11 protein-coding genes are annotated in these 14533 nt (G+C 45.0%); 7 read left to right on the top strand and 4 right to left on the bottom strand.

The features are described from left to right. The 6 genes from ACOTXR_RS22405 to ACOTXR_RS22430 form a co-directional block, all read left to right on the top strand. The coding region (locus ACOTXR_RS22405) for an IS1 family transposase (protein WP_024193989.1) at positions 1-92 on the top strand (92 nt) is incomplete at its 5' end. A gap of 436 nt (positions 93-528) precedes the next feature. Further along, entirely contained in the window at positions 529-1293 is a 765-nt protein-coding gene (locus tag ACOTXR_RS22410; RefSeq protein WP_000277498.1) for a hypothetical protein, read from the top strand. 80 nt (positions 1294-1373) lie between these two features. Further along, a complete protein-coding gene (locus ACOTXR_RS22415; RefSeq protein ID WP_001167418.1) occupies positions 1374-2135 on the top strand; it encodes a methyltransferase in 762 nt (253 codons plus the stop codon). A gap of 93 nt (positions 2136-2228) precedes the next feature. Further along, on the top strand, positions 2229-2492 hold the full coding sequence (locus tag ACOTXR_RS22420) for a hypothetical protein (RefSeq protein ID WP_000149862.1): 264 nt from the start codon (positions 2229-2231) through the stop codon (positions 2490-2492). Between the two features lie 43 nt (positions 2493-2535). After that, positions 2536-3123, top strand: coding sequence for a hypothetical protein (locus ACOTXR_RS22425; RefSeq protein WP_000491820.1), 588 nt, complete (start codon positions 2536-2538; stop codon positions 3121-3123). A 464-nt stretch (positions 3124-3587) separates the two neighbouring features. Beyond that, positions 3588-6008, top strand: a complete 2421-nt coding sequence (locus ACOTXR_RS22430; protein ID WP_000681217.1) for an Ig-like domain-containing protein — start codon at positions 3588-3590, stop codon at positions 6006-6008. Positions 6009-8085: 2077 nt separating this feature from the next. Here ACOTXR_RS22430 and repHI2 read toward each other — a convergent pair. Next, positions 8086-9174: an IncHI-type plasmid replication initiator protein RepHI2 gene (gene repHI2 / locus ACOTXR_RS22435; RefSeq protein ID WP_000159528.1), complete on the bottom strand. Its 1089-nt coding sequence runs from the start codon at positions 9172-9174 to the stop codon at positions 8086-8088. Between the two features lie 1107 nt (positions 9175-10281). Continuing rightward, the gene (locus ACOTXR_RS22440; protein WP_001232713.1) at positions 10282-12738 is read right to left on the bottom strand and encodes an Ig-like domain-containing protein; all 2457 of its coding nucleotides are present in this window, start codon (positions 12736-12738) and stop codon (positions 10282-10284) included. Between the two features lie 372 nt (positions 12739-13110). On the opposite strand from ACOTXR_RS22440, the gene ACOTXR_RS22445 reads away from it, so the two are divergent. Further along, the gene (locus ACOTXR_RS22445) at positions 13111-13737 is read left to right on the top strand and encodes a hypothetical protein (RefSeq protein WP_000966518.1); all 627 of its coding nucleotides are present in this window, start codon (positions 13111-13113) and stop codon (positions 13735-13737) included. A gap of 57 nt (positions 13738-13794) precedes the next feature. On the opposite strand, the gene ACOTXR_RS22450 is transcribed toward ACOTXR_RS22445, so the two are convergent. Both ACOTXR_RS22450 and ACOTXR_RS22455 read right to left on the bottom strand, forming a co-directional pair. Next, entirely contained in the window at positions 13795-14076 is a 282-nt protein-coding gene (locus tag ACOTXR_RS22450; RefSeq protein WP_000535423.1) for a hypothetical protein, read from the bottom strand. Continuing rightward, positions 14063-14506, bottom strand: coding sequence for a hypothetical protein (locus tag ACOTXR_RS22455; RefSeq protein WP_001805248.1), 444 nt, complete (start codon positions 14504-14506; stop codon positions 14063-14065). The genes ACOTXR_RS22450 and ACOTXR_RS22455 overlap by 14 nt, the downstream gene beginning before the upstream one ends. Positions 14507-14533: the final 27 nt, after the last annotated feature.

The following is a 14533-nucleotide window of genomic DNA, read 5'->3' on the forward strand; positions in this document are numbered from 1 at the left end:
GGCTGGGACGGAAGTCGCTGTCGTTCTCAAAATCGGTGGAGCTGCATGACAAAGTCATCGGGCATTATCTGAACATAAAACACTATCAATAAGTTGGAGTCATTACCGATTCGGCCACTGTTAACAGTGTAAAAGCGAGGTTGAAAGCCAGCTTTGAGAAGGTTTTCAATAGCTGAAAAAAAATCTTTTTTGAGCATCGGTTTCAAAATGGTTTTCCTTTTATGCCCGGTGCCGCCGGGGCGGTGGCGTTAAATATACGCCATGTAAGTAAATTAATTTATACCCATTTGATTGTCAATACAAACAAAAAAACAAACCATGTTTATTATTTTATCAACGATGCTATTTTAAAGTCCGTCTAAAATAAAAAACCAAAAAGTTAAATTTGAAGCCGTCCTTCCTAAATTCATTTCTTGCGCATATTAGCACCCTGCTTTAAGTAAATAATTTTTGAAAAAGTTGTCTGGAGGTTATTAGCTCGTGCATCTGGATTGGTAATATAAAGCCAACACAGAAAAGGAAAACAAAATGTATAAATTAGTATCTCCTCGTGAACTGACTGAGATTATTACCGGTTTACTGCTTAAACCTGAACTCCTTGGTGAGCTGGACTCACCAGAAAAGCATCGGATGTTTATGGCAGATTTAGGCCGCGTGGTGGCCGAACATTGTGGAGGTCTGGTAAACAGCGTCGTCTTGCCAGGAACAGAAGTTACAGTGTCGGATGGGTTACCGCTTAATGGCCAGCCGGTACGTTATCTCGGAATCAAAGAGAACATCCCTCACCTCCTTGTAGAGCCTGATGCTTCCTTACCTTCGCTCGCTAAAAACGTCTGGATGTATGCAGATCCTGAAGGCTGGAAAGAACATTTTGGAGCTGAGGAAGACTGCCTTACTCCTGAAATGATGCAGCTGTTCCGTAAAGGTATCCAGGCTCTTCAGAAAGAGCATGACACCCCTGAAATTAGCCTCACACTTCAGGACTGGCGCCTGGAGGAGGAAACACTGCCAGAAGAGGACAGTCAGGCCTATCAGGTCAGCGTTACCGGCCAACATAACATCCACTGTGAAGTTGTTAACAAGGAAGGTAACCCCTGTTTTGGTGTCATGTTCGAAATCGATCAGGGTGTGCCTGCCTTACACATCAACACCGGCGGGGATATGTTGCTCCACATTCATTGCGCCCATAACGGACTCGTTCTGACCCCTGATGCAAGCGGTCAGCGATTTGATAAGGCTCCCGTTGACCGCTTCTCTTATAACAGCCCATCCCTGCTGTTGTCTGCCGACTAACCAAGGCCAAATCTGAATTGTCCCGTTTAAGTAACCAACCCGCTGCCGCCAGGCGGGTAAATCCTCTTAATGGAGTTTTAATGCAAATCTCAACTGAAGTTCTGAACGTCTTATCTCGCTGCCGTGCTGAAGGGAACTTTCTTTTCCTGGCCGACCAGCTCGACCGCAGCATTTATGTTAAGACAAACAAAGTGCTCGAAGCCGCCGGTGGCAAATGGAACCGAAAAGAGCAGGCACATATTTTTACGGCGGATGCAGCTGAGCGTATCGAGCAAATCATTCTGACAGGTTCGGTTGACATCCCACGAGATCTGTTCAATTTCTTCCCTACACCTGAGAATTTAGTCACAGATATGGTTCTACGCGCTGAACCAGCTGCCGGGGAGCGTGTACTGGAGCCAGAGTTTGGTGATGGCCGCATTCTGAAAGCCTTAAAACTGGCGGCTCCGGATGCATTGATTACCGGGATCGAATTGAACGATGAGCGATTCCTTGCAGTGAAGAACGATAGTGTCCTTAGCACAGGAGTCGAGCTGGTGCATACCGACTTTCTTGGGTACCAGCCCGATGAAACTTTTGATGTTATCGTTATGAATCCACCATTCCTTAAACGCTCTGACGTTAAACAAGTCATGCATGCCATCGCAATGCTCGCTAAGCGAGGTCGCTTACAGGCCATTCTGTCAGCTGGGGTATTGTTCCGGGAAGACACACTGACAAAAGCGCTCAGGGAGCGAGTCAAACAACTTGGCGGACAAATTTCGCCTCTTCCGGATGATACATTTAGGGAGTCCGGAACAAAGGTCAAAACAGCCCGCCTTGAAATTGATCTTCGCCGCTAACTGACAAGCAACCGGAAAGAAATCTTAATACGAGTAGCCGGTTAAAGTTACCTGACCGGCTTAACTGACTAAATCAATAAAGAGTGAACAGAAATGACGCATACTGCCGTTTCTCAGGCTAATAGTGCTTTGCAGCTACCCACGGTGGAGCATGTCTACGCTCTTCTGAAAGCAAATTGTAAACCTGACCGCTTTGACGGGCGTGACGGACCCGTGTGGGGCCAGGAATACTCGTGGAATCTGGCAAAAGATCGCTTACAGGATCTGGAGAAATACGGTAAGGCATATGTCTCCCGTCATGAAGACCGTATGGGGGAAGGATTTAGTTTTGGTCCTGACCTGTTAATTATTCGCTAACGCTCCTAATGCCTGATGATATGGTAAGCACAACTGGAAAAATATGTTTTCAAAGCCTATGACCACTTTCACACCAGAACGTATTGAACAAATTTTGGAATTTGCCGAGGGTAGTAACCCAAGCGAAGCAATGAGTCTCAGAGCTGACGAAGTTGCTGTACTGGCACGTATTGGAAAGGCAGTTATGTCGATTGCGCCTGTTTATCAGTGCGAGTTTTGCCACCATGACGCAACCGGGCAACTTCAGTGGCACTGGGAAGATGTGAACAAAGCTTTTTATGATAAATACGATCCAGACAGACGCGGAAGACGTCGAATCCTCTATACCGCCCCGCCGATGCCTTTAGTTTCGGCTGACCTGCTTAACATGGCTTCATCTGCTATTGAAGACTTGCTCACTAACAAAGACAGAAGTGGTGCGGGAATGTGGAATGACATTCCAGAACAGCTACGACGCGCAGCAGAACTGGTAATGGATAATAGCCGGGCCGCTGAAACAGAAGCGATGCTGATGCGTCTTTATGTAGAATGTGACACAGGTGAGCGCAGGGGCAACGGCACTCAATCTGGCGTAGCAATGCCTTCTTGGCAAACCGTTGAAGAGGCACGTGTGTTGCTAGGGGTGAAATGATGCAGTTCTCGCCAGGGCAGTTTGTAATTCACAACAAGAAGCGCCTTGCGGAACGAAGGTAGACGTACTGACTGAGGTTCACTCCCCTCTCGACTGGTGGCGTAATGCCGCCAGGTTTTGATTCATATATGCCGTCCGTTAACGCATTTATATCTGACATACCTAATTTATCCTGATTCTTTTTTACACAAAGTAAAAGCATCACTTAATGCGATATGTGGATGCCGATAGTTTCAGGCTAATGTTATAAGTTTTGCAATCGTTGCCAGTTTGGACACCACAGAAATGTCAGATGTAATTCCAAAAAGAAAGATTTCCGTCCTGAACGCACAATAAGGTTTGTCGAAAGGCAAATTATAGATTTGTAATTTCGAGCACCATATGGAGAAGTTTTTTATACTTTTACGAACATAGTGACCTTTAGGAAAAGCTTAAAATAACACCAAACCTAAAGGGGAATAAGAATGAAACATCTCGCTTTTATTACTGCTGTAGCCGGACTCGGTATGTCTGTTCAGGCCCCAGCTCAGATATATGAATCGGCCTTTAAAGACACGAACGGTATTGAGATCCACGCCCCGTCTTCTCGTCTTATGCTTAATCCGGCATCACCGGTAACTTTGACACTTATTTCAGGTCTTGATCGTTTCGTTAATGTCAAAGTCACGAAAGACACTGGAACTGTCATTCTTAATACTACGACTACACGGACGGGTGTATCAGACCGACTAACAGCTGCTGACGGTAGTGAGTTCTACGGCAAAAAAGTAACTTTGCCTGCTTTGGGTGAAGGCAAATTTGTCGTTCAGATAAACGTGTTAGATCTCAATCAGAAGCCTGTAGCGACCTATAACTATAACTGGCTAATTGATGTCACCCCTCCAGCGGCAAATGCTCTTACCGCTAATACTGGTTCTGGCTCTACCGCTGGTGACGTGTGGAAGCTTGGATTAGAGGCAACGGGGCAGTATGACTTCACCTCTTCGGGCGTAAGTGATGCAAATGGTATTGATAAGGGCCTAATATATATTTACAGGCAGGACGGTAGCCTCTACAGCACTACACAGATGCAGTATGACGTATCCGGCCAAAAGATGTACCACACTTACTCTAAGAATTCAGTTAAGGGAACCGGAATACCAGACAGCAACCTGGATGAAGACTTTACTGCAAAAGTTGTTATCTTCGATAACGCAGGTAATAGCCGAACGCTGCCAACTCAAAAATTTCGCTACGACAACACGCTGGGTGAGATGACACTGTGGGCCGTTCATGATCCAAATACGTCTTCCAGCGTCGTACCCGGGGTTTCTAATTATCCGGCTTACAAAGCCGGTATGGTCGTTAACGAAAACCCTATTCGATTAGTCTACCGGATCCCAAAATCTAACTACCGTGCTTATTCAGAAGGTGGGCTTCAGTTCATCAATCAATATTCCGCCCCCAAAGAGATAGCTGTAGACAGCACTTATGCTTATGTTGAAATGACTCTTCCCTATGGCTCAATTAATGGGGATATGGCTCGTATGGCGAACTTTGGCCAGTGGGGAGGGTATTATCCGTCATACAGCCTCGTTCTAAACCCATCTGCAAACCAAACGCCTGCATTTGCGGGTACCTGGGTAGATTTCCTCGATGATAAGGGGAACTGGGTTAAGTGGAAGGATTTTGAGAGTGTGGCTTCATCACGACTGCCAATTAAAATTTCCCGACTTCGTTTTAACGTTGAAGCCCGGCCCTTTGCACAAGAGATCGGCGGTAAGGCGACCTGCACCATTCCGGCAGGAAAAACCTCGTGTGAAGCGCCTGAGACGTTTGATATGGCCTTGGGTACCCAGGGCTACAATAGGATCCTTTACTTCGTTCGCAGCATCAGCAATCCCATTTTGCGGTCTGAGCAATGGATTATGACACGCTGGAACAATAAACAACTGCCGGTAATAAACTCGATATCATATGACGAGACTAACAAGCAGCTGGATGTACTGGCGTCACTTGAAGGCGATGGTAACTGGTTCGACTCGGTCTCATTGAGGGAATTTTATCTTTCCGATAAGAACACCGGTACCCGGATGTCACCCACAGGCGTAATCAAATCTCGTATCTCAGGTAACTACACGATTGCTTATGATTTATCCCGTCAGTCTGAAGGAAAATACAACGTTGAGGTCAACATCAGGGACTTCTTCCAGAACCAGACCAATAAAACTTTCGGAGAAATTGCTCTGGATAACACTCCTCCGACAGTGGCCATAACATTCGACGGAAAGCCGGTAAAAGACGATACGGTAGTGTACGGCCTGGAGAACCTCAGGATCGCTCTGGCAGATAATCTGACAACCCCGAGGATAACCCGTCTTCAGCTCGTAGGTGGCCCCACAGCTGATAACGTTGAGCTTACGTGGTCACCGGCAGGCAAAGATACATACATGCCTGAGTATCCGAGGCTGTTCCCAAATTTCGAACCATCTGAAAATTATTCAATTAGCGTAACAGTTGCCGATAGTCAGTCGAATACCAAAACCTATACTCAGAAGTTCAGTTATCTACCGAATAACCTTGTGCAGTTACATAATCTACGCACATTATCGGTCAGTTCGCCTCTCAAAACGACAGATGGCGTACCCCTTGCGTACCTGTCCACTAACGTTCTGCGTAAGACAAATGGAGAAATTGCTAAAGGGGTCCAGAACGCAACGCTGACTGTGCGGAAGGATGCAGCCTTCGGTATTAAATTTAACGGGGCACAGGCGGCTCCAGGTGAGTCAGTTGAGGTGCAAATAGATATGGGCCAGGGGGATAATCTTCTGTTACCCGTTTATCCTTCCGAAAATGGGAAAGTTGGCACCTCAGAATTCATGATTCAGATCGACGAGTTGAAGTAACTACCCGGAGCCGACAGTAAAACTGACGGCTTCAATTTTACTGCCCTCCTTGACTCCGATCAGCCAGTACGTCTTCAGAGATTCGCAAGGAAGAACCGAAAGAAAAGTTACTTTAATCGTACGTTTCCAGCGATGCTTTTAAAAGACAATGCACACTCGTTGATTACGACAATGGGAGTGAGTGTCGAAACCCTTGAGTAAGGATACCCGGTAAATATACAGCCCCGGGGATCCTCTTCCTTCAACCGGGGATGACAACGGTAGTGAGTCCGGCAACTCACTCCCGTTGTCACTTCTCTGACATATCGTCATACGAGCTTACTCAAGTGCATCCACAAAGATGGGATCGTTTTGAATCTAAACTGGTACTGGTTAGCCAGTCACTTGCATCTATTCCCCCGTCGATACTTAAGTGACAATTGTAGTGATCTGCAATACTGGTGTCTCAGAAACACTGACGACGGTAGAGACTCAATACCCTAACCCCTGACAACAGGAGTGAGCTTAGAGGTGTTACGCTGCTGTCACTTAATGCTTGGGAATTGCCTGACTCACAACCATTGTCATCCGGAGCTACTGATTAACGTTGAACCGCTGGACTTTAATGACAGTGGTAGTGATGGATAGGCTCATTTCCATTGTCGTCATTTTATCGGACAAGCCTCTTCGTCCTACAGGTTTAAGCTGACAATGGTAGTGATTGGATGATCTCACTACTGTTGTCACTCAGTTCTTTGAGCGGACCCTTCCCTCGGTTGGTCGGCATTAACAACGGTAGTGACTCGATTGGCTCACTGCCATTGTCATCGTGTAAATGACGTACCTTATCAGCTCAGCTGAAAGCAATGACAACGGAAGTGACTCTAATTGCTCACTGCCATTGTCGTCGTGTCTATTGAGAGCCTTATCAGTGCACCTGAAAAGCAATGACAACGGTAGTGATTCTAATGGCTCACTACCGTTGTCACCGTGTGTATTGAGAGGATGGTCCACTTAACTGGACGTCTATGACAATGGTAGTGACTTTAATAGCTCACTACCATTGTCGGCGTGTGAATTGAGAGGATGATCAGCTCAGCTGTACGGCCATGACAATAGTAATGACTTAATGAGCTCACTACCGTTGTCACCCTGTTAATTAAGAGGCTCATCTGCTCTTCTGGAAGGCTATGACAACGGAAGTGACTTGCTGGGCTCAGTGCCATTGTCGCCGTATGAATTGAGAGGATCATCCGCTCTTCTGGATGGCAATGACAACGGTAATGACTTAATAGGCTCACTACCGTTGTCATCCTGTAAGTTAAGAGGTTGATCTGCTCAACGGGACGACTATGACAACGGTAGTGACTTGCTGGGCTCACTACCATTGTCACCCTGTGAATTGAGAGGTAGATCCGCTTAACCAGACGTCCATGACAACGGTAGTGACTTTCTGGGCTCAATACCGTTGTCACCCTGTGATTTAAGAGGTTGACCCGCTCTACTGGACGGCCATGACAACGGTAGTCACTTTCTGGGCTCACTACCGTTGTCGCCACATAGAATGAGAGGAGCATCAGCTCAGCTGAACGGCAATGACTACAGTAATGAGCTGGATGAAGCATAACCATTGACATCTGGCCCAACCGGAAGCCGTATTCGCCAATCCAATCGAGATTCACAATGGCCGTGACTCGCCGCATTAAGTTCCGGTGTCCTCCCAAAGCTGAACGCACACTCGGAGGACAATGACAATGCCAGTAAGGTACACATCATTACCATTGTCACTATAGCTACCAGAGAAGCCGGGATTTGAATGTCGATGGTAGTGAGTGGGTCAACTCACTGCCATTGTCACCCCGTTACGATATTTTCCGTTGGATGTACTGGCCAATGAAGTAAAGCGTAGAAACCGGGTGTTAACAGGTGACTCAGGAGAAAGCGTTGAATTCGCAATCTCGATCTACATAGGGTGGTAGAGAACAATGACAACGGTAATGACTTTTGACTCATTACCGTTGACGTGAAAGAGCGGGCTGGGACTAACGAAAATCGAAGAAGTAATTTAGCACCCGGAGCCTGAACCGCCGGGTTAACTTTAGCTGGCGTTGCTGTTCTTTTTCTGGCTTCGAAGACTACGAATATAGCGCAGTTCTTCAGCGGTTAAATCATGGACGGTAAGAACATCATCGCCGTCTATCGGGTCAGCTGGTGGGCATAACTCACCTTCTAAAACAGAAGACCCTGAGTTCTCTTCTTCATCTTCAACCACTTCTAAAGGAGGCTGAGTATTGTTCAAATTCAGATCGGGATCCCGCTTATGAATCTGGAAGTATACTTTTCCGTCTTTCTTAATTTCGGTGTACTGGAGGTATCCTATCGATGCCAACTCTTCAAGAGCCTTTCTCACGGTAGCATTCTGACTATTTGCTCGTGTTTTGAGGTTCAGACGATTTTTCAGCCGAGTAAGGGATATCGGTATAGGATTTGGCGGTAATGACTCTATGAACGTATAGAGAGCCTGGGCGCTTTCCTTCTTGGCCAACTCCTTAATTGCCTTCAGCTGCATCAAAACCTTATGATCGTATTGATAGAGCTCGAAAATCTTAGGATCAACCTGAAGGACAACCTGATCTGATTCCGGGTCTAACAGGGCAGACTGTACCAGATGCGTTGTATAGACTTTGGACGAGTTATTACTGGTGAACGACAAGGTAACGGATGCTAACCTGCGTAAGGAGGCGTCTATACGTTTTCTGGACGCTGTAGATGAGCGATAATTTTCAGGCGTACATAGCTTGAGGAATTCAGTGAATTTTAAGCTTATCGTGTCATTGTTAATCGGATGATTGGCATAGGTTCGAATGATGCCCATCCACGTCTTAAAATCTACTGACATATCAAGACGCTCACCGACAATTGAAATATTGGTGAACCCCTCGCTCTCCATTAAAGAGAGCGTCTGTAACTCTTTCGTTGCGTCAAAGCCAACCGTTTTATATTCCCGATTTTGACGCCCCACACTCTTTGGTGATGGGACGAACAGCCCGAGCCGCATCAAAGCAATAGACTGCACCGTACGGTTGCTGTTAGGACGCAAAATGATGTCTTTACCTGATTCTTTCTCTCTAACAGAGAAAGCCCTGGTGACCAGGTCCTGCTGCTCAGTATCTTTCTCTTTAGTCATAATAAGTTATCACTGAATGTGTAAACAGATTGGTGAATAGTAAGCCCCAGCGAACTCTATGTCACTGGATGGATCATTGTGATGATCCATATCTGTGCATAAGTTCTACCTAAAAAAACGACTCCACTCATTAAAACTTGGCAAAAACTCTTTGCATACAATGACCTGCAACTCTTATCAACAACGGATCAGATCAAGTTAAAAAGATCTAATGAAAAGTCACTACTATTGTCGCTCTGATCACTACTGATGTCAAAAAACTCATTACCAACGTTATAATAATCACTACCAATGTCAAAATAATCACTACTGTTGTCACTGATCACGTCTCAGGCCTTGTGCCGTCTGGCCTGGAGGCAGCGGGGATCTCTTTTGATCTATCAGGAACACTAAGGTACTAATTATTGGAACTACCTTGTGGAAAATGGGGATAAATAAATGCTTAGTTCTTATACAGGTCTCAACTTGCCTCCCTGATAAAAACTGTCGTCAAAGCTAAATCACAGCCACAGGCATTTTCGGTGGATAAATTTTTGAGAAATAGAAGCATACATGCAGACTCGTGTCGCAAGTAATTGAAAGTAATAATTTATTTAAATAATGCGAGTCACCTTACCTTACAGTGGAAGTTTAAGTCTAACCTCACTACCATTGTCACTTAAAATCATTACCAACGTCGAAATAGTCTCTACCATTGTCTTTTAAGTTACTCCCGTTGTCACTTATGTCGCTACTGTTGTCAGTGACAATGCTCCAGCCCAGTAACCATGCGGCCTACAGCGTACCGGGATCTTCTTTGTACTCTCTGGCACCTTTGGGATCATTTATTGGATCTACATGAGGGATAAAATCTTTTGACGATTTCGTAGTGCAGTTATACCAGCGACTTAGCAAGACAAAAGCTGCAATTTAGTGACGAGTTACTAGTCTGCCCAACAAGAGCAATGCAGAGAAGATATGTGGTGAAATGACCATGGTAGTGAGTCTAATCACTACCATGGTCCGCAGTAAGCGTTACTTACGCAATGAACGTCGGACTGATTTGCAACAACATGGGCTACGGCGCATCAGAAGACGGCCGTTGTGCTTCAGCAAAACAGCCCTGCTTTATTTTAATTCTTCAATGTTAATCATGAACTCAGATCTGCCTGTAAGGCCGGATACAGCAGGGAAAATAGGAAAGCTACGGCTGTCCCCGAGCCCCAAATCCAGTTGAAGCTCTTTGCTTTCACCTGGCATCGCAGAAACACCATTTACAGTCACGCCGAATGCAGCGTCCTTACGGACAGTAAGCACTGCGTCCTGAAGCCCTGTAGCGATTGAACCATCCTTTTTACGCAGCTGGCTGGCATACAGAACAGCCAGAGGAGTATTGTCAGATGTTTTGAGAGAAGCATTGACAGCTAAGGTTTTCAGATTCTCTAGCCTGACGAGATTGTTTGGAAGGTAGTTAAATTCGACTGAGCTTTCTTTAACGTTGTTCATCTCATCTTTGGCCTGAACTGTGAGAGTGTATGTTTCGCCTTCATTAAGAGACGGAAAGATCTTGGGATAATTAGGTGCATACAGGTTGTTTCCCAGATTCACCCAAGACAATTCCACCGCATCAGAAACAGGGCCACCGCGAAGAGTCATACGGCTTAAGGATGGTTTAGTTAGAGCATCGGTGAGCTGTATACGGACGTTCTCCAGCCCATATACTGTTACGTTTTTGCTGATCGGTTTTCCTTCGTAGCTAATACTTACAGATGGTGCTGTATTATCAACGACAACAGTTTGATAAGGGAGGTTACCGGTATTGTTGAATGTATCTTGGGCATTAATTACCACGTTATAACTGCCTTCTGGTACCTCTTTCATGTTGAACTCATACGTGTAGTTCCCAGACGCCATATTTCTACCTGTTTGTTTGCCGGTTACGCTTATTTCTGCGTTGTTACGGTTTTTATCTGACAACCAAACTCGATTTACATAAACATGGTCGAAATATGAACCATCTCCAGGTTGATTCACGTAAACCTGGAGAATGTTGGTGGTTTCAATGTAATCAAATCCAGTGACGGAGGGACCCAGTGTATGCCAGGCTATATTCTCCCATATAGGGGCAAAGAAGGTTGCTTCGGTGGTTGACCTTACTTCATAGCCACTATGAAGATAGCCGGTAGTGCCATTTATAATATCCTGGGGCAAAGAGACGGTACAGGTTGTTGAGCCAGCTGGAATACTGCATGTTGCTCCGCCAGTGATTTTTTGATCATATGGCCTAGCCTGTACATTGAACCGGATATTAGTAAGTTTTATAGGCATATCAGATGCCTTGAACAGGTTCCAGTTTACGCTGTTGAACCATGTTCCATCAGCCTTTTGTCGTTCTATGGGTGAACTTCCCCAAGCCGGACTCTTTACAGAGGCAGGATCCCAGTTGAGCCAGCTGGCATACTGACCAAGATCTCCTCCAGACCATTGATATGTATTCACAGGTCTATAGTAGTTTCCATCTAAGGCACCCTGTGGCAGCTTAACTTCCACGTAGACATAGGTGGCATCTTCGGAAAGGACCTGTACTCCGCCATAGTTATTGGTAATGCTCATGCCACCATTTCGATATGGCTTCCAGTTAGTTCTTGGGATACGTATAACCAACTTGTAGGGGTTTTCCAGCACTGTAAGGCCTCGTTTAAACGGGACGTATCCCGAAGAAATGCCGGGTACAACACTGGTGCTTACACGTGAGTCATGAACTGCAAATGGCGTAAATTCTCCCATTTGATCGTCATATAAAAACCGCTGGGGAGGAATGTTAAGCGTATTTCCTGCCAGGTCCGTAACGATGAAATTGAAGGTGAATTCTTCATCAAGATCACTTGAGGGCATGCCAGCCTGGGTGTTCATATCTTTAATCCACGGATAGAACGCACGTTTATTGGCTGTGTCATAACTCAGGTTATTGTCGGAGACCACAGAACCATTACTTCGTTTAATGACAAGACGGATCTTGGCAATTCCACTAGCATCCTCAATACCGTCTGCAAATATAGAAAACTGGCCACTACCGCCTCGGCCCAACTCCCAAAGTGGCCCAGAAAGTACCATGTCGTAACCTGCGTTTTGACTCGGATAAATACTCTTATAGCGTGGAGGAGTTGTATCAACGATGAAATGATAAGTAGATGTGCTCACTACAGTCTGGCGAATATCCAGAGTTTCATTGACTACAGTAAAGGTCCCTTCTCCGAGCGCCGGTAGAACCATATCCTTTCCATAGTATTCTGTTCCATCGGCAGCAACGATACGATCTGCAACGCTCGTTTTGGTCGAGACGGAGGAATACATAACCTTTTTATCGCTGTCTCGTGTGACCGTCACTCGCTCGTACCGATCAAGACCCGATATCAAGTTCAGAGTCAAAACACCAGCGGGATTAAGATATGTTTGTGTTGCAGGCTTAATATTCCGAACAGCCTTATTGGTATCTGTAAATGAGTAGCTAAATACCTGAGCATGTGCCGAAGATACAGTAGCAAGGGCAGTTGCAACCATGCAGCCAATTAGAGTTTTACGCATATGATGCTCCGGGAATAGGTTATAGCCTTATTCTACGGATTCAGCCTACAAGGTCCGGTCGGATAAAGTGATAATTTGCCTGTTAAAAGAGACATCAAGTGAGAAAGCAACCAACGTACAGAATGCAAAATGGCGGCAGTGCATCTGGATGACGCAAAAGTAACTTTTTGTACCCACTTTTTTGGATTTTAGCCTTCAAAATGAGTATTCAACCAATCATAAAAGTAACTTTTGATAGACGCTGCTCCTTTATGTTTGCCAATTGTGCTGATATGTTTTTAAATTCAAGGAAGCGAGATTTTAAAAGCATCTGTTGAGTCAAATTTATGTAAAATAACAGGGTAACCATCACTTCTAGGTTGAGGAAACCCAATGTTATACATGCTCTTATGCTGTTTTCTGATGCTCAACAGTACATTCGTTATGTTCAGAGCAATGTCTGCAATAAGTAAAGGATCCGCTAAAGAAAACCGGTCTGAAATATCGCTGATAGTCCTAGCAACACTTGGAATTGCATCACCATTCATTGTCGCAATGATTACTATTAATGAAAGTATGACATCTAAAACAGTAACAGATTTTTCTTTGGGTGCTCAGTGGTCCGGAATGGTTTCAGCGGTAGCGCTAATGGGGTTATATGCTCGACGCGTTTGGAAAGAGAAGAAGTCCTTATTTACTGGCGCTTTCCTGGCCTCTTCCTTAATGGCCTTTATTTTTACTGACAGCCTTGTTTTCGTATCCCAGAAGGACACCGGCGTTCTGGCTACTTTCGTACTCGATAAAAACGCTGGAGATATTGATTGTAGTCGCCCGGCTATGATTGTCCATTACAGTAAAGGTGTTCCAACGGACTGGCGTTGCCCAACCAGTATCATGTTGATGGCGTATTCTTCATATCCTTTTTTACCTTGGCCTGAGTATAGCCATGGTACCAGCCAGTCTCTTACGGTTGTTATTGATACATTTATGGAAAACGCTGTTAATCTCAGTCAAAAATAATAAATAAACCTCTCTAGTGAGAGGTTTTATAAACCTGAGCCACCAATCTAATTAACTCTATATTTTTGTTTTAGCTTTTTTAAAGGTAGACTTACCGAATAAAACAGCAATTATAGAGCAAAGGCCTGGCGTTAGGACAAAAGCTAATAATGCACTGCCAAAACTTGTCATTTCAGGCACCACGAACCAGCTGATAGGCCACGTCAGGGCAGGTAAATTTAGCGGATCATAAAGCGCATGTAGAGCGCTTAACACACAGTAAAGTGCTAAAAAGCAAACTAGATAAACAACGATCCACATTTTAATTTGCTCAGCAATTTCAAATTTAGGACTGCCCATGCTTTACCTCAGTGGCTGAATATTGATGGTTAATATCTTTAATCACCCGTAAGCACTTAGTGCATACCTTAGTTCGATTTGTCTGCTTGTCCAGAGTGTATTTAACTTCAAGTTGACCTCCAGCATTAAGCAAAGTGAGCATCTCATCTTCTAACACGCTTCGGTAAATGGTCTTGTCCGAGAGTGTGCCCGGTAACGAGTACTCAACATAATTGTTTGAAACTCTTACCGATTTAGGGATTTTACCACTGAGCTGGATTTCATTCGTTGAAGGCATTACAGTTACTTTAATCACAGTTGCCGGTGACCAGAAATCCTGATAACGCACTTTATGAATTTTATCAGCTCTAAGGCCTAACCACACATTTCCGGCGATAAGAACAATAAGCAATCCATAAACTGATCGTCGAATGTTACGCCTTTTAATCACAATGTCCCCCATCCCTCAAATATCATT

The organism is Enterobacter cloacae complex sp. IR53030 (genome assembly GCF_049238365.1).
Taxonomy (GTDB): Bacteria; Pseudomonadota; Gammaproteobacteria; order Enterobacterales; family Enterobacteriaceae; genus Enterobacter; species Enterobacter kobei.